Annotated in this window: 19 protein-coding genes; 10 read left to right on the top strand and 9 right to left on the bottom strand. The window is 65.0% G+C overall.

Annotated features, from left to right (window positions below; genetic code table 11):
* The first annotated feature begins 197 nt into the window (after positions 1 to 197).
* A complete protein-coding gene (locus NKJ76_RS12290; RefSeq protein ID WP_352537533.1) occupies positions 198 to 1,406 on the top strand; it encodes an MFS transporter in 1,209 nt (402 codons plus the stop codon).
* A gap of 30 nt (positions 1,407 to 1,436) precedes the next feature.
* Here the strand turns inward: NKJ76_RS12290 and NKJ76_RS12285 are convergent, their stop codons facing one another.
* Complete coding sequence (locus NKJ76_RS12285) at positions 1,437 to 3,731, bottom strand: cation:proton antiporter domain-containing protein (protein WP_352537532.1); 2,295 nt, start codon at positions 3,729 to 3,731, stop codon at positions 1,437 to 1,439.
* 237 nt (positions 3,732 to 3,968) lie between these two features.
* On the opposite strand from NKJ76_RS12285, the gene NKJ76_RS12280 reads away from it, so the two are divergent.
* Positions 3,969 to 4,700, top strand: coding sequence for a DUF2270 domain-containing protein (locus NKJ76_RS12280; protein ID WP_023673885.1), 732 nt, complete (start codon positions 3,969 to 3,971; stop codon positions 4,698 to 4,700).
* Positions 4,701 to 4,737: 37 nt separating this feature from the next.
* On the opposite strand, the gene NKJ76_RS12275 is transcribed toward NKJ76_RS12280, so the two are convergent.
* Positions 4,738 to 5,082, bottom strand: a complete 345-nt coding sequence (locus NKJ76_RS12275; RefSeq protein ID WP_352537531.1) for a hypothetical protein — start codon at positions 5,080 to 5,082, stop codon at positions 4,738 to 4,740.
* Between the two features lie 284 nt (positions 5,083 to 5,366).
* On the opposite strand from NKJ76_RS12275, the gene NKJ76_RS12265 reads away from it, so the two are divergent.
* On the top strand, positions 5,367 to 5,672 hold the full coding sequence (locus tag NKJ76_RS12265; protein WP_023689804.1) for a hypothetical protein: 306 nt from the start codon (positions 5,367 to 5,369) through the stop codon (positions 5,670 to 5,672).
* Between the two features lie 52 nt (positions 5,673 to 5,724).
* On the opposite strand, the gene NKJ76_RS12260 is transcribed toward NKJ76_RS12265, so the two are convergent.
* Together NKJ76_RS12260 and NKJ76_RS12255 are read right to left on the bottom strand one after the other, a co-directional pair.
* Positions 5,725 to 6,357, bottom strand: a complete 633-nt coding sequence (locus tag NKJ76_RS12260; RefSeq protein ID WP_352537530.1) for a Vgb family protein — start codon at positions 6,355 to 6,357, stop codon at positions 5,725 to 5,727.
* A 29-nt stretch (positions 6,358 to 6,386) separates the two neighbouring features.
* Complete coding sequence (locus NKJ76_RS12255; RefSeq protein ID WP_023685490.1) at positions 6,387 to 7,607, bottom strand: hypothetical protein; 1,221 nt, start codon at positions 7,605 to 7,607, stop codon at positions 6,387 to 6,389.
* Between the two features lie 389 nt (positions 7,608 to 7,996).
* Between NKJ76_RS12255 and NKJ76_RS12250 the strand changes: the two genes are divergently transcribed.
* The 3 genes from NKJ76_RS12250 (at position 7,997) to NKJ76_RS12240 (ending at position 10,161) form a co-directional block, all read left to right on the top strand.
* Positions 7,997 to 8,749 (top strand): DUF899 domain-containing protein, encoded by a 753-nt coding sequence (locus NKJ76_RS12250; RefSeq protein ID WP_023695474.1) that lies wholly within the window; start codon positions 7,997 to 7,999, stop codon positions 8,747 to 8,749.
* Positions 8,750 to 8,835: 86 nt separating this feature from the next.
* Positions 8,836 to 9,108, top strand: a complete 273-nt coding sequence (locus NKJ76_RS12245) for a hypothetical protein (protein ID WP_023685488.1) — start codon at positions 8,836 to 8,838, stop codon at positions 9,106 to 9,108.
* A gap of 48 nt (positions 9,109 to 9,156) precedes the next feature.
* Positions 9,157 to 10,161 carry a zinc-dependent alcohol dehydrogenase family protein gene (locus NKJ76_RS12240; RefSeq protein ID WP_352537529.1) on the top strand — a complete coding sequence of 335 codons (1,005 nt, stop codon included), beginning with the start codon at positions 9,157 to 9,159 and terminating at the stop codon, positions 10,159 to 10,161.
* Positions 10,162 to 10,179: 18 nt separating this feature from the next.
* Here the strand turns inward: NKJ76_RS12240 and NKJ76_RS12235 are convergent, their stop codons facing one another.
* The 3 genes from NKJ76_RS12235 to NKJ76_RS12225 form a co-directional block, all read right to left on the bottom strand.
* Complete coding sequence (locus NKJ76_RS12235; RefSeq protein ID WP_352537528.1) at positions 10,180 to 12,042, bottom strand: ATP-binding cassette domain-containing protein; 1,863 nt, start codon at positions 12,040 to 12,042, stop codon at positions 10,180 to 10,182.
* A gap of 72 nt (positions 12,043 to 12,114) precedes the next feature.
* On the bottom strand, positions 12,115 to 13,260 hold the full coding sequence (locus NKJ76_RS12230; RefSeq protein WP_352537527.1) for a sugar ABC transporter substrate-binding protein: 1,146 nt from the start codon (positions 13,258 to 13,260) through the stop codon (positions 12,115 to 12,117).
* Positions 13,261 to 13,418: 158 nt separating this feature from the next.
* On the bottom strand, positions 13,419 to 14,075 hold the full coding sequence (locus NKJ76_RS12225; protein WP_023733972.1) for an SGNH/GDSL hydrolase family protein: 657 nt from the start codon (positions 14,073 to 14,075) through the stop codon (positions 13,419 to 13,421).
* A 166-nt stretch (positions 14,076 to 14,241) separates the two neighbouring features.
* Between NKJ76_RS12225 and NKJ76_RS12220 the strand changes: the two genes are divergently transcribed.
* The 3 genes from NKJ76_RS12220 to NKJ76_RS12210 all read left to right on the top strand — a co-directional run bounded on the left by NKJ76_RS12220 (position 14,242) and on the right by NKJ76_RS12210 (position 18,593).
* Positions 14,242 to 15,477 (top strand): ROK family protein, encoded by a 1,236-nt coding sequence (locus NKJ76_RS12220; RefSeq protein WP_352537526.1) that lies wholly within the window; start codon positions 14,242 to 14,244, stop codon positions 15,475 to 15,477.
* A gap of 243 nt (positions 15,478 to 15,720) precedes the next feature.
* Complete coding sequence (locus NKJ76_RS12215) at positions 15,721 to 18,270, top strand: caspase family protein (RefSeq protein ID WP_352537525.1); 2,550 nt, start codon at positions 15,721 to 15,723, stop codon at positions 18,268 to 18,270.
* A 14-nt stretch (positions 18,271 to 18,284) separates the two neighbouring features.
* Positions 18,285 to 18,593 (top strand): hypothetical protein, encoded by a 309-nt coding sequence (locus NKJ76_RS12210; protein ID WP_352537524.1) that lies wholly within the window; start codon positions 18,285 to 18,287, stop codon positions 18,591 to 18,593.
* A 24-nt stretch (positions 18,594 to 18,617) separates the two neighbouring features.
* Here NKJ76_RS12210 and NKJ76_RS12205 read toward each other — a convergent pair whose 3' ends face one another.
* Complete coding sequence (locus NKJ76_RS12205; RefSeq protein ID WP_023685480.1) at positions 18,618 to 18,980, bottom strand: hypothetical protein; 363 nt, start codon at positions 18,978 to 18,980, stop codon at positions 18,618 to 18,620.
* Positions 18,981 to 19,114: 134 nt separating this feature from the next.
* Between NKJ76_RS12205 and NKJ76_RS12200 the strand changes: the two genes are divergently transcribed.
* A complete protein-coding gene (locus tag NKJ76_RS12200; RefSeq protein ID WP_031195131.1) occupies positions 19,115 to 21,211 on the top strand; it encodes an alpha/beta fold hydrolase in 2,097 nt (698 codons plus the stop codon).
* Between the two features lie 9 nt (positions 21,212 to 21,220).
* Here the strand turns inward: NKJ76_RS12200 and NKJ76_RS12195 are convergent, their stop codons facing one another.
* Positions 21,221 to 21,838, bottom strand: a complete 618-nt coding sequence (locus NKJ76_RS12195; protein WP_023709407.1) for a TetR/AcrR family transcriptional regulator — start codon at positions 21,836 to 21,838, stop codon at positions 21,221 to 21,223.
* Positions 21,839 to 22,038: the final 200 nt, after the last annotated feature.

The raw sequence follows: 22,038 nt of genomic DNA, 5'->3' as shown, positions 1-22,038 counted from the left end.
TCGGCAGTCTATCTTGTCGGCGCGCTTGGCAGCCTTACACCCTGCTTTTGTCATATCGGATGGACTTCCACGCAGACCGGATAAAAAATGCAACCGGATTGTCGGATTCGAAATCCCGCCAACGTCCTTCGGACGCAAGCGGCGCAACGGAGCTGGAGCGAGTGGCGCCGCATCGAAACCGATCTCGGGAGAAGAGCATGAACAATTCCTACCGTTGGGTGATCGTCGCGTGCGGCGCGCTGATGACCTGTGTGGCGCTCGGCGCGATGTTTTCGCTGGCGATCTTTCTCGAGCCGATGGCGCTCGACACCAACTGGTCGCGAACCGGCATTTCCAGCGCCATGACGCTGAATTTCTTGGTGATGGGTGCAGGCGGTTTCGCCTGGGGCGCCATCTATGACCGTGTCGGCGCTCGCCCGGTGGTTTTTGCCGGCGCGGTGCTACTCGGCCTGTCGCTGGTGGTGGCGAGCCGAGCCCAATCGCTGCTGGTCTTCCAGCTGAGCTATGGCGTCATCGTCGGGATGGCGGCCAGCGCCTTCTTCGCGCCGATGATCGCGCTGACCACCGCCTGGTTCGAGACCCATCGCAGCCTGGCCGTGTCGCTGGTCTCGGCCGGCATGGGCGTGGCGCCGATGACCATTTCGCCCTTCGCGCGCTGGCTGATCACGGCCTATGACTGGCGTACCGCCATGTTCGACATCGGGATCATGGCCTGGGTGCTGTTGCTGCCGGCCGTCTTCCTGGTGCGCCAGCCGTCGGCGGCGGTCGCGGCAGCGGATGGCAGCGCGCCCGCGCCTGCCGCGGCCCCCGGCATGTCAGTCGGCCAGGCGCTGCGCTCGCCGCAATTCCTGGTGCTGGGCATGACCTTCTTCGCCTGTTGCGCGGCGCATTCGGGGCCGATCTTCCACATGGTGAGCTATGCCATGTCGTGCGGCGTGGCGCCGATGGCAGCCGTGTCGATCTACAGCGTCGAGGGCCTTGCCGGCCTTGGCGGGCGCGTGCTCTACGGCGTGCTCGGCGACAGGTTGGGCGCCAAGCCGGTGCTGATCGTGGGCCTTGCCATCCAGGCGGTGGTGATCGCCGCCTATCTCGCCGTCGGCAATCTCGAGCAGTTCTATCTCCTGGCGATCATCTTCGGCGCCACATATGGCGGCGTCATGCCGCTCTATGCGGTTCTGGCGCGCGACTATTTCGGGCCACGCATCATCGGCACGATACTTGGCGCCGCGACCCTGTTGTCCAGCCTCGGCATGTCGTTCGGCCCGCTCGCCGGCGGCATGATCTTCGACGCCTATGCCAGCTATTCCTGGCTGTTCATCGGCTCGGCGCTGATCGGCCTCGGTGCTGCCGGCATCGCCATCGCCTTCCCGCCGCAGCCCGGCCGAGAGAGGCTGCAGGCGGCATGAGCGAAATTTCCCCTCGAGGGGAAATACTCATCACCCTGTCCCCGTTCCCGAGCGCAGCTCTTCCCTGCCCTCGTCGTCGCGGCCGAGCCTGGCGTCCGAGATCAGCACCACCGGGCATTGGCAGCGCTGCAGCACGCCGGTGGTCGTCTCGCCAAAGAAGAGTTCCTCGCCAGGGCGCCGCGCCACGCCCATGACGATCAGCGCCGCCCCCCTGCCGGCCTGGCGGGCAATGGCATCGGCGGCGGCGGCCCGGCTGCGGATGGCCGTCTCGATCTCGACGCCATAGCGGTCGGCTAGTGCGACGGTATCCTTCAGCACCGCCTCCCTGCGGCGATGCGAGACAGTGTCGCGCGGTTCGTCGCGGCCGACGCGCGCGACATAAAGTATCTTGACCCGCGCACCCGTGACCGCTGGAATCGCCAGCGCCATTTCGGCACCCCGGCGGGCGATCGCGGTGCCGTTGACCGGAACCAGAATCTTCCCGCCTTCAGGTCCTAGCCTTGGCATCTGGCGGCCGGCGCCGGTCGCCTTCAGCACCAGGCATAGCGGGCCCTCGAAGGCGCCGGCGATCTCGTTGATGCGGCGGGCAAACCCACCTTTCGAGGTGACCGCGCGGCCGAGCCCGATCAGCAGCAGCCCATAGCCTTTGCGCGCCTCCTTGGCAACCGTTTCGGCCGAAAGCTCGGCCTCGTGGCGCCGCGTGACAGGCGCCGCGCGGGCCAGCTCCTCGTCCGAACTCCTGGCGGCCTCGCGGCTGTCCTCGGCACCCTTTTCGATCGGCTCGAGCTTCGCATCCGTGCCGGGCTCGGCCTCCTCCCCCTCGCCTCGGGCATGCAGCACCGTCGTCGGCCTGCCGGCGCCCACGACTCCTGCGAGGTAAGCGGCAAAGCGGCCGACAACGCCCTCATCGGTCACCACCAGCAGTCGTTCCAGATTGGCGATGAAGCCGCGTTGGTCGATCTCCTCGCGCTCCAGACGCTTCTTCTCGTTCTCGCCCATCGGCAAGCGGCCGAGTGCCCAACGCAAGGTCGGCGGCATGGCGAGCGTGGTGATGACGGCCATGGTCACGATCATGGTGAAAAGATTGTGCGACAGAACGCCGATCGACAGGCCAATAGAGGCGACGATGACTTCGGTCGAGCCGCGCGCGTTCATGCCGCAACCGACGGCGATGCCTTCCTTGCGGCTCATGCCGGCAAGCTCGGCGCCGATGAAGGCGCCGGCGAATTTGCCGAAGCTGGCGATCAGCACCAAAGCGGCCGTGAGTAGCGCAAGCTCGTGGTCGACAAGCACGGTGAGATCCGCCGAAAGGCCGGCGACGCCGAAGAAAACCGGCATGAACAGCGCCATGATGACGCCGCGCAATTGCCCTTCGATATGACGCGACAGGATCGGCGATTCCCCAACCAGTATGCCGGCGACGAAGGCGCCGAGCACGGTGTGGACGCCGACCAGATCGGTGATCAGCGCCATTGCGCCCATGATGGCGAGAATGACGGTGACGACGGCGTATTCGCTGCGGAACGTATCGTTGGTCCAGCGGATGGCGTCGAAGACGATGCGGCGGCCAATCGTGAAGGAAAACCCCATGAAGGCGGCGACGCCGACAATGGTGAAGGCAAGGCTGCCGAGCTCGATGCGCCCCTTGGTGGCGATGCCGATGGTGATGGCGATGATTACCCAGCCGATCGTGTCCTCGATGATGGCCGACGAGACGATGATCTGACCGAGATCGCGGCGCATGAAGTTCATCTCGCGCACCACCATGGCGACGATCTTGACCGAGGAGATCGACAGCGCCGTGCCGAGGAAGAGACCGGCGACAATGCGCTCGGTTCCGTCGGCCAGCAGCGAGGCCGGCATGAACTGTGCGGCGGTGAAGCCGAGCGCGAAAGGCACGGCGACGCCCGCGGCGGAGATGGAAAAGCACGCACGGCCGACCCTGCGCACCAGCCGCAGATCCGTCTCCATCCCGGTGAGCAACAGAAGCATCAACACGCCGAGCTGGGCGATGGCGCTGATCATGCTCTTTTGGGTGGCGTCGCCTGAAAAGATCACGCGTTCTGCTTCCGGCAATAGCCAGCCGAGCAGCGATGGCCCGAGCAGGATGCCGCCGATGAGCTGACCCATCACCGCCGGGTGGCCGAGACGCTCCAGCAATTCGCCGATGCCGCGGCCGACGAGAAGCAGAAGGAGGATTTCGAGAACGAAAATGCCCTCGCTGGACATGCCGGTCTTTTCGGCTGCCAACGATGCGGCCGGCATGAATGCGAAAGCTGCCGCGGCAAGCGCGACCGGCCGGCGCCGGTTGACCACGAAGGACATGCACCCCCTCATCGTGCCGGTATAACGTTTGCGGGCGAGATCGGTTGCACGCCACGCTCCCTTGGCGCGCCGCAGGTTCCTCATTACCTGAATCGCATAACGGGCCTATCTGACTGCGGATAAACCGCCGAGACCCGGGCCGGCGACGGAACATTTTCAACCGATTGCGCGTTGCGCGGATGGGGATGACCGGCGTCGTTTCGGCCGGCCATGGCGTTGGGAGGCGCGTGGCAAGGGATGTCCCAGGTCAAGACCGTGAAAACCGACGAAGCGGCTGCAGCGCCGCGGGCCTCTGATGCGTTCGCGCTGAAGCTCACCTCATCGGAATTCGTGGCCACCATGTCGCATTTCCACCGCGCCGAAATCGCCCGCATGGCCGGCTGGCGCGACCGGCTGGACCGTACCAGCAACTGGGCGATTACTGTCGTCGCCGCCATGCTCTCAGTCTCACTCTCGACGCCCAGCGCCCATCACGGGGTGCTGCTCTTTGCCATGCTGCTGACCACGCTGCTGCTATGGATCGAGGCGCGGCGCTATCGTTTCTTCGACGTCTACCGGGCCAGGGTGCGCCAGTTCGAGCGCTATTATTTCGCGCAGATTTTCTCGCCGCAGCCCGACTACGCCTCCAACTGGCTGGCCATCGTCGGCGAAGGCCTGCGTTCGCCGCGCTTCCTGATCTCGCAACGCGCGGCGTTGGTGCGCCGGCTGCGCCGCAACTACATTTTCATGTACACGATCCTGATGCTGGCGTGGGTGCTGAAGATCACGACGCCCAGTCTGCAGCGCGAAGGGTCGCCGATAGGCTTGGGCGCGTCATTTCTCGACGCCGCGCGCGTGGCGCAGCTCGGCCCGGTTCCAGGCATCTATGTCGTGTGCATGGTCGGGCTGTTCTATGTCGGCCTACTCGCAGCCGCTTTCCTCATCTCAAGCGACGAGGGCGAGCTTTCGCATGGCACCGTGCATGTCTGAGAGCGGCCTCGAAAAGCGCAGTCTGCCGCGGTGATCTTCAGCAGACATTGTCGACCATCAGAGCGGTCGCTTCCGACCGGCTTGCGGCTTCCTCAACCGGAAGCCGTGCGCGATGGCGCTTGTAGGCGGTGAGCGTGATGACCAGCACGCAGCATACGGCGTTCAGCCAGTTGATCGCCGCCAGCGCGGGATCGTTCAGATTGATGTGAGCGTAGAGTCCCGTCGTGGCGTTGGCGCCTGTCCACAACAGCCAGGTCGCGTAGGAAATCGCCGACGCCCCGTGCCTATCCCGGGCCACCCGCACGATCTGCGGCAGGTAGGACACCACGCGCAAGCCATTGAAAATAGTGAAGAGATAAAAAGACAGATCTGCAAGTGTCATCCGAAACCCCTGTCATGGCCGGACGTCCCATAGCGTTCCTTGCAGTGGCGGCATGTGAGCCCGTTCACATGCCGGCTTCGATTTTCCTGTTGCGGCCCGGCACCCGGATTCTTTCGCCATGTGGGCGTTCGCCGTGAGCCAGCCCGACGAGGTCGACATGAACCAGATCCTGTTTCGGCCGACGGCGCGGGAGTACTAAACAGATCTCGTGCTTGGGCAAAGTTCGGGTTGACCGCTGCCAAGAGCGCGGCGACTATCCCTGCAACGTGCAGGAGGACATGAGAATGGACGAACCCGATCGCTGGCGGCACATGGCGAGCGCGCCCAAGGACGGCAGCCGCATCCTGGTCACGGTCAGGCCATCGGAACAGGGGCCGGCCGAGGTCGACCTCGCTTACTGGTCGCGCGCCGACCAGTTCGGCACGGAGGGCTGGCGCTCTTCCGATTCGTCGCCAGGACGGGTGATCGAATACCCCGAACCGGAGTTGAAATGCTGGATGCCGCTGCCGACGGCCAATCTGAGCCGGGCTTCAATGCCAAGTCCGTGGCAAGGCGAAGACGTCCCGCTGCTCGACGGCTCCGGGATATGATCTCGGCGGGATGACCGTAGGAAACACGCTGCCGGCCCAATACTTGACGGCCTTACTTCGGCCGACGCACTGATCGCACCATGCCGCCGGGGCCGCTGCCGCAGAAGAAGCGGTCGCCGCCGTCGGATTCGAGCCCGGAAACGCCCACCCCTGCCGGCATGTCGAGCCGTTCCAGCACCTTTCCGCTTTGCGGATCGACGCGCCGGACATCGCTCTGGTCGCCTTCCCAGGTGCCGTGCCAGAGCTCGCCGTCGACCCAGGTCACTCCGGTGACGAAGCGGTTGGAGTCGATGGTGCGCAGGATTTTCCCGGTCTCGGGATCGATCTGGTGGATCTTGCGCTCCCGGTTCTGCCCCACCCAGAGCGTGCCCTCGGCCCAGGTCATGCCGGAATCGCGGCCGCCGCCGGGCGCCGGTATGGTGGAGAGTACCTTGCCGGTATCCGGGTCGATCTTCTGGATGCGGTCCCCGGCGAGCTGGAACAGATGCCGGCCGTCATAGGCGGTGCCGGCATGTGCCGCGACATCGATCGAGCGCAGCATCTCGCCGCTTGCCGGATCGAAGGCGGTCAGCCGCTCGCCCGCGGCAAACCAGACATTCTGCCCGTCGAAGCTCACGCCATGCACGGTGTCGACATCAGGAAAGGGCCCGTATTGGCGCAGGATTTCCGCTGCTGAATGTTTCATGTCCTGATCCTCGATCATGGTCACCTTTCCTAACCGTTCGGCAGCGGTGACGGGAGTAACAAGGTGGTCGTGAAACCAGCGACCGGGGGCGTCATCCAGCGCCGCGCCCGGCCGTGGCCGAAGGACTGCACCTTGCCGGTCTCGGCCAACTGCTCGAGCGCCCGCTGTACGCTGCGCTGTCCGGCGCCTAGCGCCAGCGCCAACGCCGAGCTGGCCCAGGATTCACCATCGGCCAGGAAGGCCAGCACCGCGGCGTGCCGCTCCTCGATCGGCCGCGCCAGCACCGCCACGGAGCCTGCTTCGCGCGGCTTCAGCGCAAAGCCCTGGCTGGTCGCGCCGATGCCCGCCAGCGGCCGCAATTCGGCGCGCAGCCGGCCGATCTCGACCCGCAGCCTGGCGCGATGCGATTCATCGGCATGCCGGCCGCCAAAGGCGCGGGCAATCAGCGTCGCCCTCGGCACATCCGCCGGCCAGGCTTCGGCAAGCGCGCGCGCCAGCGCAAACAGCACCGGCCGCGTTGCCAGCGAGATCGTTGTTTCCTGCTTGTGCACGATATAGCGGAACGTATCGACGACCAGCGCGCGCGACGCCTGCAGCGCCTCGACCTCTTCGAGCAACAGCGGATGCTCCTCGCCGCCTGCGATCAGCCGCGCCGCCGGCGTCTCCAGCGCCAGGAAGGCGCTGTCGACCTCCGCCATGAGACCCGGAATGCCGGCCCGGCGGGCGGCATGGCGCGCCCACTCAAGGGCTGCGCGCGCGGCCTTCGTCTTCAGGCGCCGCATGGCGATGCCGGCAACCGCGAGTTCATGCGCGGCGCGGGAGGCCGGCGGAAGCGGCGACGGATCGAGCCCAGCCAGCACGTCTTCAGCTTCGTCGAGGCGGCCGATCAGCAGCAGGCGGCGCACTTTGAGATGCCCGGCATGCGCCGCGTTCAGCCGGTCGCCATGCTTTTCCAATGTCGACCGCGCCGCGTCGAGCGCCTTGGACGGCCAGCCGAGATCACGCGAAACAAGCGCGATCTCGGCTTCGGCGACAACGCACCTGGCGCGCGCCACCGCCTCCTTTGGACCGAAGGCACGGCCGGCCCTACGCAACAGTACTTTGGCGCGATCGAAATCGCCGAGCTGCGCCATGGCAATGCCGCGCAACGCCAGCGCCGGGGCATCCTCGCGCAAGGCGACGCGGTCGAGTGCCGCCAGCGGATTGCCCGCCGCCAGCGCCAGCCCTGCCGCGGTGATCAGCGAGTCCATGCAAATCCCGTCACATTTGTAACTCCCACCGCTCCCCTTACCGGCGTAACTTAAGTCACCACCGCCAAGCAGCAAGCCGCGGACGGCGACCTAGCCATCTGGACTGGTTGAAGACGCCCAGGCCTGCGTTGACGGCAATATTTGCATTCGCTAGCCTGAGCATCTCAGACAGTCGCGTTAAGCTTCTCAATAAAGGAAAAACCGACCATGCCTGCTTCCGAGGACTTCGAGCCCACCGTGCGGCCTCGCCACCCCTGCTGCGGTGGCCCGCCTGCAAATGCCGTCACATTTGTAACTCCGCCCTCGCCGCCTCGCGGCCCTAGCCTTCCTCACGATCAACAGGCAACGACAAGCCACAACGGCTCAACAACTGGCAAAGGAAACAAGCAATGACCAAGCACGTGGCAATGAAGACCCCACCGGTGGTTTCAAGGCAGGAATGGGAAGCCGAGCGCGAAAAGATGCTGGTGAAGGAAAAGGCAACGATGCGCGCCAGGGACGCGCTGTCGGCCGAGCGCCGGCGCATGCCATGGATGGAAGTGGACAAGGCCTATGTGTTTGAAGGTCCCAACGGCAAAGCGAGCCTGCTCGATTTGTTCGAGGGCCGGCGCCAGTTGATCGTCTACCGCGCCTTCTACGAACCCGGCGTCCACGGCTGGCCCGAACATGCCTGCCGCGGCTGTTCGCTCGGCGCCGACCAGGTCGGCCATCTCGCCCATCTCAACGCCCGCAACACCACGCTTGCCTATGCCTCCCGCGCGCCGCAGGCCGACATTGCCAGCTTGAAGCAGCGGATGGGTTGGGAGATGCCCTGGTACACAATCACCGACAGTTTCGACAAGGATTTCGGCGTCGACGAATGGCACGGCCACAACGTGTTCATCCAGGACGGCAAGAAAGTGTATCGCACCTACTTCATCAACAACCGCGGCGACGAGCAGATGGGCACGGTCTGGAGCTACCTCGACGCAACGCCGCTCGGCCGCCAGGAAATCTGGGAGGATTCGCCCGAAGGATATCCGCAGACCGAGCTCTACAGCTGGTGGAACTGGCACGACAATTACGACGCCGCACCCGACAAGACGTGGGAGGAAGTGTCGGCGGCCGGCGAAGCCGCGTTCCGCAACAAGGACGGCAAGTAAGGACCTGGAGCGGCGCCCATCCAGCTTGGTTTCCTGTCCCTCACGGGACAGGAAACCCGGGCATTGATCATCAAGGGATTACGACCATGAGCGATATCGGCACAGGCACCGGCAGTGAGGTCCCTCAACGCTCCGATGCAGTTTCTCTCCGCACCGCCGACTGGCTGTGCCTCGCCGCGGCCCCTGTTTTCGCCGTGATGGCGCTGCTTACCTGCATTCACGCTGGCGACGGCGTCATGTCGTGCCTGGGGGCCGATGCCTCCCCGCTCACCGGCATGCCGCTGATGTATCTCTTGATGAGCGCCGTCCATCTGGCGCCTTGGCTGCGCGTGATTTCCGGCCGGCCGGTCCGGCGATAGGCTGGACCGCCGCCGCCATGCTAACGCTCTTTATGTCGGAGAGAGACTATGAAGCTGGTCAGGCTGAGAGCGCCGGGCGGGTTGGACAAGCTAGACCTGGTCGAGGAGGATCAGCCCCGGCCTGGGCCGGGCGAAATGCTGGTCAGGATTCGCGCCTGCGCGCTGAACATGCGCGACGATTTCGCCGTACAAGGCAAGGTGCCGCTCGCCGACGGCCGGGTGCCGCTGTCGGATGGCGCCGGCGAGGTGATCGCGATCGGTGACGGCGTCGACACGTTCAAGCCGGGCGACAGCGTCGTCAGTGTTTTCTACCCCTGGTGGCTGGCCGGCGACATGAGATCCGATACAAGCCGCGACATTCCCGGAGACAGTTTCGACGGCTTCGCCAGCGAGTATGTGTGCATGCCGGCGCAGGCCTTCACCAAGGCGCCGGCGGGCTATACGCATCTCGAGGCGGCAACGCTGACCTGCACGGGCGTCACCGCCTGGCGCGGCCTGGTGACATGCGGCAAGGTAAAGCCCGGCGACACGGTGCTGATCCTTGGCACCGGCAGCGTGTCATTGTTTGCGCTGCAATTTGCCAAGGCCGCCGGCGCAAGGGTCATCGCCACGTCGTCCGATGAAGAGAAGCTGGAGAAGCTCAGACGACTCGGGGCCGACAGCGTCATCAACTACAAGGCGGTGCCGGAGTGGGGCGGCAGGGCCAAGGAACTGACGGACGGACGCGGCGTCGATCATGTGATCGAGGTCGGCGGACCGGCGACGCTGGCGCAGTCGATAACGGCCTGCCGGACAGGCGGGCATATCGCACTCATCGGCGTCCTGACCGGCTTTGCAGCAGAAGTTTCGATCCCGGCGCTGTTTTCGAACCAGATCCGCATCAGCGGAATTTCCATCGGCAGCAAAGCCGACCAGCAGGACATGATCCGTGCCATAGAGGTCAACCGCCTGAAGCCAGTCATCGACAGCAGCTTTCCACTGCAGGATATCGCCGCCGCCTTCAGGCATTACGAAGCGCAAAGGCATTTCGGCAAGATCTGCCTCGAGCTTTAGACCCTGCGATCGGCATTCCTACCCAGCGGCCGGCGCCAGCGTCCCGCTTGCCATCAGGCCCCAGAGTTGATCGGCCGTCAGCTGTCTGGCCGAGCCGTCGTAGGCCACCCGGCCGAGGCTGAGCACCACGATCCTGTCGGCCAGCGCCCTGACCGTCGACAGGTCGTGCGTGACCAGGATGACGCCGGTGCCGCTGACGGCGATCGAACGGATCAGTTTGACGACCTGCGCGGTCTGCTTGACGCCAAGCGCGGCGGTGGGCTCGTCGAGGCAAATCAGCTTGACGTGATCGGCAAGCGCGCGGGCAATGGCGATGGACTGCCGCTGGCCGCCCGACAGCGAGCGCACCAGAACGTTTTCGTCGCGAAGCGTGACGCCCAGCGCGGCAAGCCGGGCACGACACTGCTCGGCGGCCTTTCGGTCGTCGCGAACCGGGAAGACACCGAGCCAACGCCGCGTTTCCTCACGCCCGAGGATCATGTTGTGGGCGACGCTGAGGTTTGGGCAGAGCGCCAAATCCTGATAGACCGTCTCCAGGCCGGCGCCGCGTGCATCCTGCGGGCTCCTGAAGGAAATCGGCTGGCCCTCGAGGGTCATCGCGCCGGCATCGGGCTGGATGGCGCCCGAAATAATCTTCACCAGCGTCGACTTGCCGGCGCCATTGTCGCCGAGCAGACAGACGATCTCGCCTTTGCCGACCGTGAAGCTCGCCTCTTCCAGGGCCGTCAGCGCGCCGTAGGATTTGCGGGCGCCGGCAATCGAGAATGCCGGACCTTGCGGGGCTTCTCCATTGCCCGCCGTCACGGCAGGGCCGGCCGATGCGACGGCACCATTGTCCGCCACCGTGAAGTTGGTCGCGGCCACCAGGGCGCGCCGGCCGCGAAAACCGATCGCAGCCTGGTCGGCCACCAGCGCCAGCAACAGCATGCTTCCCACCGAAATGGATTGCCACCATGATTGCAGGCCGACGAAGATCAGTCCTGCATTGAGGATGCCGATGGTGGCAACGCCGATGGCGATGCCGAGCGGCCGGCCGGAGCCGCCGGAAAACGCAACGCCGCCGAGGATCGCGGCGGTGAGCACGTCGAGCTCGAAGCGAACGCCGATGGTCGGCGTGATGCTGCCGAGACGACCGGCGATCAGAACCGAGACCAGGCCGATCAGCAAGCCATTGGCGGCGTAGAGGCCAACCACCGTGCGCCGCACCGGAATGCCGCAGAGTTCGGCCGCGCGCGGGTCGCCGCCTATGGCGTAGAGCCTCAAGCCGGTGACCGTGCTGGTCAAGACAAAGGCTCCGATCACAAAGACCAACGCGGCGATGATCACGGTGTACTGGATGCCGAAGATCTTGCCCCGCCCCAATTCGAGCAGAGCCTCGGGAAAACCATAGACCGCGGTGCTGGAGACGACGAAGGCAAGGCCGCCATAGAGCGCCAGCATCGCCAGCGTGACGATCAACGGCGAGATGCTCAGCCTGCGCACCAGCAGACCGTTGAGCAGACCGAGCAAAAGGCCCAGACCCAGGCCGACGCAGATCGCCAGCAGCGCGCTCTGCGTCGCCACTGCAACCTTGGCAGTGATGATGCCGATCAAGGCGACCATGCTGCCGATGGAGAGGTCGACATAGCCGGCGATCAGCAGCGCGGAGGTGCCGAGCACGGCGATCAGGATCGAGGTCGAGTTGACGCCAATGACGACGAAATTGTCGAGGCCGAAGAACGATTTGTTCAACAGCGAGAAGGCGATGATCAAGCCCAGCGCGACCAGCGCCAGCCCGATGCGGCCAGAGGCTTCGCCCGGTGCCTTGACGCCCGGCAGCAAGGATGAAAACCGGCCCGTTTGCAGCGGTGTCGTCCCCGTTCGAAAGCTGTCTGTGCTCATGCTTGCCTCTCACTGAAGCGGGCGGTTTCAGGTCAGGCTGAACCCGCCCGTATCGCGTGGGAAAAACAGGCGCTACTTTGCCTCGGATGACCAGGGGAAATTCACATACTGGTCGCGCGTATCGTAGCAGATGTTGCCGTACATCCTGAGATAGATATCGCGGCGCTTCGGGTCCTTGTAGACCGCGGCCGGGTCGGCGACATCGGCCTCGTACTGGGCCATGTAGTCGCTGGTCAGCGCCACGGGCAGGATATCCATCGCCTGCGGGATGCTCTTGCCCTCCAGCCAGTCGGCCGCGTGCTGGCCCATGGCATAAGCGAAGACCGGCGACGCCAGGCTGATGCTTGCCTTGTAGGGACCGCCGCCTTTCTTGATCGCGGCGACTGCCTCCGGTTCGCCGTCGATGCCGCCAAGGAACTGGTCCGGCCGCGCCTTGCCCGCCGCTTCCAGGGCAGCCAGCGCGCCGAGCACGACGGTGTCGGCGCCGAGCACGACATCGACGTCGGGATGGGCCTGGAGAATGGTGCTCATCGTGGCAAAGCCGCCTTCCTTGTTGACGGGATTGGGCGAGATGTCGGCGACGATGGTGACGCCTGGCATGGCCTTGAAGATGTCGCGCATGGCGGCAAAGCGCGGCGCCAGGAATTCCATGCTGTCATGCGACAGGATGACGACATTGGCCTTGCCGCCGAGCTTGTCCTTTATGTAGGCCGCGGCCGCTTCGGCCAGCACCTTGCCAGTCTCATATTGCGGCGCATTGAGCAGCGACGTGGCCGGCGGCGGCACGATGGTGCCGACATAGGCGCCCGACCAGATAAGCTCCTGCAGGCTGCGGCTCATGGAGGCCGGGTCCACGGGGGCTGCGACCAGACCGCCGATCTTGGAGGCGAGAAACAATTGCACCTGCTCGACGCCCTTGGCGGCGTCATTGTTGGCAAGCGCGCGGCGATATTCCAGGCCGCGATCCTTGGCGGCGGCGGCCAGGCCGCGGTCGACACCCTGCATAAATTCACGCTCGTTATCCTGCGCGAAGGCCAGCACCTTGTTCAGGCCGGGCGGTGGGCTGCAGGCCGGCGCCTTCGGATCGAACGGCGCAAATACCGCCGGCTTGGTGAGCCCAGCCGGACCGTCCTGCGCGCTTGCCAGGACGGTACCGCCCGCGAGCACAGCGGCAACGCCGAGCAGCGTCGCCAGCATCATGTTCCAGTCAGATCGCATTTTACTTCCTCCCTGTCGTTGATTGTTGCCGCGCTTCGCAAGCCTCGCGGTCGCTACTCTTCCCAGTCTCCCCAGATACCCACCTTCCCGCTTGCAAGTCAAAAGTTTTTCCAGTGGAATTAATTAATCAGAGATAGTCGGGTGGCTCGCCCACGCGATCACGCCTTGGCGATCAGCGACTGGACGGCTTTGGCCAATTCCGTGCCGAGCACGCGATGCGCGTCGCTGTCGAGGTGAATGCCGTCTACCGCGCTCGATTCGACGACGTCGCCGGCGTTGAAGAAGGCGGCGCCGGCGCGCCGGGCCGCATCGCGGAACAGGCCGGCAAAGTGCATCGACTTTGCGGCGCCGCCCAGGAACATCTGGCCGAACCAGTCGACCTCCAGCATCGGCGGCGGCGCTACTATCAGGACCGCGGGCGCCACGCCCGCGGCGCCAGCTTCGCTGCGCAGGACAATTCTGGCCAAAATCTCAATGGAATCAGCGACGTCGTTGGGCGTTACCGAGAACCTATGCTTGAGATCGTTGGTGCCGAGCATCAGGATGACGAGGTCGAGCGGCATATGCGTTTCCAGGCACACCGGGAGCGATTTGAGCCCGTTCTTGTGGAGACCTTCGATCGGATCGTCGTGCACGGTGGTGCGCCCGCCCTGCCCTTCTTCGATCACATCCCATCCGCTGCCGAGCTGGCGGCGCATGATGCCCGGCCAGCGCCGGTCGGGCGTGAAGCGGCGCCGTCCGACGCGGGCCAGGGTGGGAATGGCGCCATAGGTATTGGAATCGCCAAAGCACATGATTGTCCGGGTCTGCGTCACGGCATTGCTCCTCCAGGCTTGCATACTTTGAACGACAGCAGGCCGGCCGGCGTCAACTACATTTTTCCATCGGGTCGATTTAAGTGTTGCCTTGCCGTTCCCGCATTGCTACGTCAGCGCTTTGATCGGCTCGCCTTGCGGCCAACCTCCTTGCGCAGGGGAAAGCGTGACCGGCACCAGCTTCTTCAGTCTCGAAAAGATCGCCGAGGGCCGCAGCGGCGGAACCACGCAGGCCGAGAGCCGCATCTACAACGAACGCCTGATCGTCTCGCTGATCCGCCGGCACGGCCAGCTGGCCAAGACCGATTTGACGCGGCTGACCGGGCTGGCCGCGCAAACCATCACCACCATCGTCAACCGCGCCGCCGACAACAAGCTGCTGCTGCGCCTGGAGCCTTTGCGCGGACGGCTGGGGCAACCCTCGGTTCCCTATGCGTTGAACCCGAAAGCCGCGTACGCCTTCGGCCTCAAGGTCGACCATCGCAGCGCCGATGTCGCCCTGGTCAATTTCGTCGGCGACGTGATGGCGTGCGAACGCACGCTGTTCGACTATCCGACGCCCGTCGAGGTGATGAAATTCGCCAAGGGCGCCATCGCGCGCATGTGCCGCAAGCACAGATCGATAGAGCAAGACCGCATCGCGGGTCTTGGCATCGCCTCGCCATTCCATCAGTGGAACCTGAGCGAAGAGGGCGCGGTGCCGGCGAGCAGGCTGGATGCCTGGAGGGAAATCGACATTCGCGCCGAACTGGACCGGGCGTTCGACTGGCCGGTGTTCCTCTACAACGACGCCACGGTGTCGGCCGCGGCCGAACTGATGTTTGGCGCCGGCGGATCGCGCGCCGACTTTCTCTATGCCTATGTCGGGCACTTCATCGGCGGCGGCCTGGTGCTCGATCATCACTTGTTCCCCGGCCGCAACAAGCTGGCCGGGGCGCTGGGCGACATGCCGGTGCCCGCGCCGGGGCGCAAGGGCGACCGGATGACCCCGTTGCTGCGCGTCGCTTCGCTGCATTCGCTGGCCGGCAAGCTCAACGACCAGGACAATGGGGACGAGGGCGCCGGCCGCATCTGGTCGTCGCCCGACGACTGGGGCGACCTTGGAGAGCCGCTCACCGCGTGGATCGATGAGGTTTCGGACGGGCTTGCCTATGCCGCCCGCAGTGCCGTTGCCTTGCTCGACATCGACAATGTGGTGATCGACGGCGCCATACCGAATGGCGTGCGCAAGGAGATCGCCAAGGCCATGCGCAGAAAGCTGGCACGGATCCTTGTCGATCGCCCCGAGCCGTTCTCCGTCATCGAGGGGACGTTTGGCCATCTCGGCCCCGTTATCGGCGGCGCCAGCATTCCGTTGCTGGTGAAATATTCGAACGACAAGGAACTGCTCTTCAAGGAATAGGCGCGCAGCCGCCCGGCACCAGGCATTCCCCAAACAGCGAACTGTGAGACTTGTCACATACCTGCTCGTGAAGCGCGTGCTACTTGCACCCTGCGGTCGGTCGACGCCGAAAGAAATCGCCTGCCATGGTCTGGCGGTGACGGGCCTTTCACTTTATGCTGTGGCAGGTTGCATACTCTCAACGGACCTTGATGCCGCAAGCGGTGTTCTCGTCGGCGTCAGGCCGCGACCAGGAGTTTTGTCATGCTCCGACTTTGCGGATTCATCGCGGCCTTCATCCTTGCCGGCTTCACAAGCTTCGAGGCCTGCGCCGATCGAAGGGTCGCGCTCGTCATCGGCAATTCCGATTATCGCGACATCCCGGCGCTGAAGAACCCGGCCAAGGATGCCCAGGACGTATCGGCCACGTTCCGGCTGGCCGGCTTCGAGGTTTTCGTCGCCGAGAACCTCACCAAGCAGCAGTTCGAAGGCCAGTTCCGGGACTATCTGGCCGCCGCCGACGGCGCCGATCTCGCCGTCGTCTACTATTCCGGGCACGGCTTTCAGATCGGCGGCGAGAATTTCCTGATACCCGTCGACGCCTCGTTGAAGAAGGCGGCCGACATCGAGGTCCAGGCCATCAAGCTCAACGACGTGCTGGAGCAGCTGCGCTCGAAGTCGAAGATCCAGGTGATCATCCTCGATGCCTGCCGCAACAACCCCTTCCCGCGCAACAATTACTGGCTGCGCGACCAGCTTGTCACCGCCGGCAATACCGGGCTGGCGCAGGTGCGAAGCTCGCTCAACACGCTGATTGCCTTCGCCACCGAACCAGGCGCGGTCGCCTATGACGGCAGCGGCGACCTCAGCCCGTTTTCATCGGCCTTTTCGCGGCGCGCGCTGGCGCCGAACCAGGAGATCCGCACGGTCATGTCGGCGGTGCGCCGCGATGTCGTGCAGGCCACCAACGGCATGCAGGTGCCCTGGGAAAATTCCTCGCTGATCGATGACGTGGTGCTGGTGCGCCGCAACAACCGGCCTTCGCTGCCGCCAGTGCTGGAGAAGGTAGTGCTCTCGGGGGTCGGTCCTGTCGCTCTCGGCCTGCCGGAGCCGGTCGATGTCGATGGCGGCGCTATCAGCGTCAGCATCGAACGTCCGCCGGCAATGGGCCGTCTGGTGCTGGACGGCAAAGACGTCGCGGTGGGCGAACCGATCGCCGGCAAGGACCTGCCGCGCCTGCAAATGGATGTCCCCAAAGGCGCCGCCACGCAGGACGAGGTGGATATGCTGGCCTATGCCACGCATGACAATTGGGGCGGCGGGAGCCAGGGCATACTCGTGTTCCGCGTCAAGAGCGGCGAAGGTGCGGCGGGTCAGCAGATCATGGCTTCGCTCGAGGCCGAGCTGAAGCAGCAGGTGCTGGATCGCGGCATCCACATCACCGGCGCTGCCGAAGCGATCGAGAACCGCAAGCTTGATATTCCCGTCGGCGTCGGCCCGGTCGCGCTCAATCTGGATTTCCCCACCGACGATCCGGCGGTCAGCCTGAAGGTCACGGGGTATCCGGCAACGGGAACGCTGTCATTGCCTGATCGAACCTTGTCGCCGCAATCCAGCCTTCTGGCCGGTGAAGTCGACCATCTCCGTTACGAGCCGCAGATCGGCGCCGGCGCGCCGGTCGAGGTCGGCTTCGAAATCCGGGCCGACAGCAGCTCGGCTAAGCCCGCGACAATGAAGCTGTCGCCGACGGTCGATGCCTGCGATACCGCCGCCGGCGAGCCTCTCGACCTGCAAGGGGTGGTGCCCGGCCTGCTGCCGAACGAGATCGGCGCCGGTGCGGTGGCAGCCTGCGAGGCGGCCGTGAAAACCTATCCAGACGTCGCCCGCTTCCACTACGAGCTCGGCCGCGCCCTGCTTGCGGCAGGCAGGGTCGGCGAGGCCAGGTCAGCCATCGAGGACGCCGCCAAGAAAGGCCATGTGCGCGCCGTCTTCGAACTCGGCTATCTCAACGCAACCGGAACCGGAACGACCATAGACCGCACCCAGGCCAACGCTCTCTACAAGGCTGCCGCCGACAAGGGTGATCCTTACGGTATGACCTCGTGGGGACGCGCGCTGTTCAATGGCTATGGCGTCAACCGCGATACGGCCAAGGGCCTCGACCTGCTGCTCAAGGCGGCGGCCATGGGGCACACCTATGCCATGAACGATCTTGCCGCCATCTTCACCGAGGGCCGCAATGGCGTGCCTGCCGATCCGGCCCGCGCCGTCGCCTTCCTGCAAGCGGGGGTGCAGCGCCAAGACATGTATTCGATGAACCTGCTCGGCCGCAATTACCTCGCCGGCCAGGGCATCGACAAGGATCCGAAGACGGCGCAGGCCCTGTTCCAGCAGGCCACCGATCTTGGCCAGCCCTACGCGCCCGGCAGCCTCGCCCGCATGTACAGGGATGGCGCCGGTGTGCGCCAGGACCCGGCGGAAGCGCAAAGGCTGTTCGAACTGGCGACCACGCGCGGCGATCCGTCGAGCGCCTATGATCGCGCGGCGCTTGAAATGGCGAAAGGCGACAAGGCCGATCAGGCTGTCGCGGTGCGCTTCCTGGCATTCGCCGTCGCGCTTGATCTGCGCAAGGAGTTGCCGGACGCCAAAAAGGGCCTGGCGCAGTTCGGCACCAAGCCGAAAACGGCAGCTTTGGACGCGCTGCGTCAGGAGCTCAAGTCGAAGATCCCCACGTCCGGTTCGCTGGACATGCAACTGGTCAATGCGGCCCGGGGGGTCTGGGAAGAAGCCAATCCGCGTCGGGATTTGTTCTGAACAATAAGGAGGCCATGGTGGGCAAGGCATTCAAGCAGACATTCATCGGGCAGGCATTCATCGGGATAATTCTATCCGGCGTTCTGGCCGGGCTCATGGGCTGCACCTCGGTGTCGCCGATGTTTGAGCCGGCACCGCCGGTGAAACATCGCAAGGTGGTTCGCGTAGCACCTCAGCCAAAGGTGGTCAGATACAAGAAGGCGACCACCGGCAAAGTGATCAAGCCGGCCGAGGAGATCCCGCAAAAACCGCCCGTGATTCCTTCTCTCGGCGGCAGCGGAGGCGGCGGTGGGGCTGGCGGCGGCGGCGGCGGTTGGGGATGAGATCGTCGACCAAGGGCGCTGCACTCAGCGGCCCCAAAGGGTCTTGCTAAGATCCGCATGAGCCTTGGACAACGTCAAGCCGAAATCGTCCATCCCTGTCGCGGCATCGGTTGGCCAGCGGACAATTCGGCGCAGCGCTGCACGGAAAAGGCAGCGGACGAACGCTGCCAGTGCAGAGGCCACGACCGCCGCCGGATCGAGTCTGCGAGCCGCCAATGCCCGATGGGCCTGTTGTGTTTCGAGATAGCGGGCCAGCGCAATATCGTGACGCGATGGTGCGCCAAGCTCCTGCCGGTCGCGCCCGGGGTCGTCATGCCAGATGGGCCACTCGGTCGGGCCAGGGTGATGCACGGTATCCTCCTGCGAAAAGAGATCCAGTGCGAACAATCTCCTCAAGCGCCGTGAGCAACGCGTGGGAACCTGCGTGATGGAATCGTGAAAAGCGCCTCGGCGGCGGAATAAGTGTTGAAATGGACCGAGCTTGAGCGGATCGTCGTCGCGCTGTGACCGTGGCGGATCCGATGACCGGACCTTATCTTCACCTGCTGGGTGGTTTCGACTTTGCTGGCGTCGGGGCCACGGTTCCAGCCATCAGCCGCAAGGCGCGTGCGATGGTCGCCTATCTCGCGCTGCAGTCGGGGCATTCGCAGTCGCGCGAGAAGCTGGCGACCCTGCTCTGGGGCATCAACAGCGAGGCGCAGGCGCGAATGAGCCTGCGGCAAGCGGTATCGTCTGTCAGGAAGGCCATGCAGACGTGCGGCGGCGGCCGCTTCCTCACCGATGGCAACAGCGTCGCTCTGCATCTCGACGGCCTTGATTTCGACGTCGCGCGGTTCGAGGCGCTGGTCGCCAGCCCGGCACCCGAAGACCTCGAACTGGCGCTCAATGTCTACCGCGGCGACCTGCTCGACGGCTTCGGCCTGAAGGAGGAGCCATTCGAGGACTGGCTGAGGATCGAACGCGAGCGGCTGCGGGCACTGGCCGTCGCGGCGCTCGACAGGCTCGTCGCGCATTATGCAGCGACGAACGATCCTGCCGCATGCGTGCGCGCGGCGGCGCGCCTGCTGGCCATGGACCCGTTGAGGGAGGATGTCCACCGTGCCCTGATGCGCGCCTATGCGGCGCAAGGCAGGACCAATCTCGCGCTGAAGCAATATGAGCACTGCCGCACCGCGCTTCTACGCGATCTCAAGCTGCAGCCGGAGCCGGAGACGCGGCAATTGTTCGAGACGCTGCGCACACGCCGCACAATGGCGCCGGCACGGCCACCCACGACTGATGCGGATGACGCTACCGGCTTCAGCCACGAACTCGCAGCCCCCCCGACCCACTATGTCAAATCGGCCGGGATCAACATCGCGTATCAGGTGACCGGCGACGGTCCGGTCGACCTGATCCATGTGCCGGGATGGGTCTCCAACCTCGACCACGCCTGGGGCTCGCCGCGGCTTTCGCATGTGCACCGGCGGCTCGGCACTTTCTCGCGCCTAATCCGCATGGACAAGCGCGGCACCGGGCTCTCGGACCGCAATGTCGGTCTGCCGACCCTGGAAGAGCGGATGGAAGATGTGCGGGCAGTGCTGGATGCGGTTGGCTCGAAGCGCACGGTGCTTTTCGGCAGCTCCGAGGGCGGCCCGATGTGCATGCTGTTCGCGGCGACCTATCCCGAGCGCACAGCGGCACTCGTGCTCAATGGGGCCTACGCCCGCGGCAGGTGGTCACAAGACTATCCGTGGGCGAAGACAAGCGAGCAGGTGGAAGAGGATCTGGCGATCGTCGAGAAAGAATGGGGAGCGGCGGCGGATATGAGCAACGCGGCGCCCAGTCTGATGAGCGACACGTTCGAGACAGAATGGTTCGCCGCCTATCTCAGGAATTCTGCCTCGCCCGCCGACGCGATCGCCCTGTGGCGCTGGGGAGCCGAAATCGATGTTCGCGACATTCTGCCTGCTGTCCATGTTCCGACACTGATCATGCAGACGACTGGCGACGGCTGGGTGAAGCGGGAAGAAGGACGTTACCTGGCGACGCACATCGAGGGCGCCCGATACATTGAGTTCGCCGGCCGCGACCACGTCATCTGGGGCGAGAATTCCGATCGGATCGTCGACGAGATCCAGGCTTTCGTCACCGGCGCCTTGCCGGCGGCCCCAGGCGAACGGCTGCTTGTGTCGGTGCTGTCCCTCGATATGACGGGCTCGCCTTTCGGCATCGACCCGGCCGAGCGGCACGCCGAAGCGCTCCGTGGCGAACTCCTCGCGGCCGAAGGCAGAGAGATCAGCCGATCGGACGGCAAGGTGCTCGCGGTGTTCCAGCGGCCAACGCGGTCGATCCAGTGCGCGATCGCCATCCGCGATCGCTTGCGGCAATCCGGTGTCGAGGTCCGCTCGGCGGTGCATATCGGCGAGTGCGAGCAGCGGGGCCATCAATTTTCAGGCGCGGCGATCGAACTGTCATCGCGTCTGCTTGACCATGCGCGGCCGGGCGAAATCATCGCATCAAGGACGGTGCGCGATCTCGTGGTCGGCTCCGGCCTGCGGTTCGAGGAGCGTGGCGAAATGGCGGCAAGCGGGCTGCCCGGCGCGTTTCGGTTCTATGCGGTCGATGGTTCGGCTTGAGCCGCTAGGTCACCTCTTCCCTGCCCCGAACCGCAGCCCGTCCATCAGCAGCTTGACCAGCCGGCGCGAGCGGTCGCGCCAGTCCTTGGTGTCGGGGGCCGAGTAGATGCCGCCGAGTGCGTGCAGCACATCGGAGGCGTCGACGTCGCTGCGGATCGAGCCTTCGGCCACCGCCGCCTCGACCAGTTGCCGCAAGGCCAGCGACACCCGGCCCGACATGTCGGAGAACACGGCGGAATTGGTGTTGAACAGGATGCGCAGGCTGGCCGCCAGGCCGCGCTTGGTGGCGATGTAGTCGACGAAGCGCTGCATCCACTGTTCCAGCGCCATGTCGGCCGAATGGTGGCTGGCGAGGTCATCGGCCGCCGCACAGAGCGCCTCGACTTCACGCCGGTAGACCACTTCGACCAGATGCTCGCGGGTTGGGAAATGCCGGTAGAGCGTGCCGATGCCGACGCCGGCCTGGCGCGCGATCTCCTCCAGCGAGGCATCGACACCGTGCTCGGCAAAGGCCGCTGCCGCAACCTCGACCAGCCGGTCGCGGTTGCGCTGCGCATCGGCGCGCAGCGGCCTTGGCGCTGCGGCTTCGCGCTTCTCGTCGGCAATTGCTTGCGACTGCTCGGTCAATTTTTTCTCCACTGTCGATATATGGGGGCTTGAACCCAAAGGGGTAAGTCCCCAACTAGATAAACGGAGGCGCCTCCGTTTTAGTGGAGCAGTCTTATCATATAATCAGGGGAGCCGGTATGTCACGTGTTGAGATTGTGAAGACTGAAGCATCCCCTGCCCGCTGGAGAGTCGGGGCGGCAGAGCTGTCAATCTCCCCC

This window comes from Mesorhizobium sp. M0029 (assembly GCF_040323735.1).
Taxonomy (GTDB): domain Bacteria; phylum Pseudomonadota; class Alphaproteobacteria; order Rhizobiales; family Rhizobiaceae; genus Mesorhizobium.
Note: the sequence above shows the minus strand (reverse complement) of the source record. Positions and strands in the feature narration are given on the sequence as shown.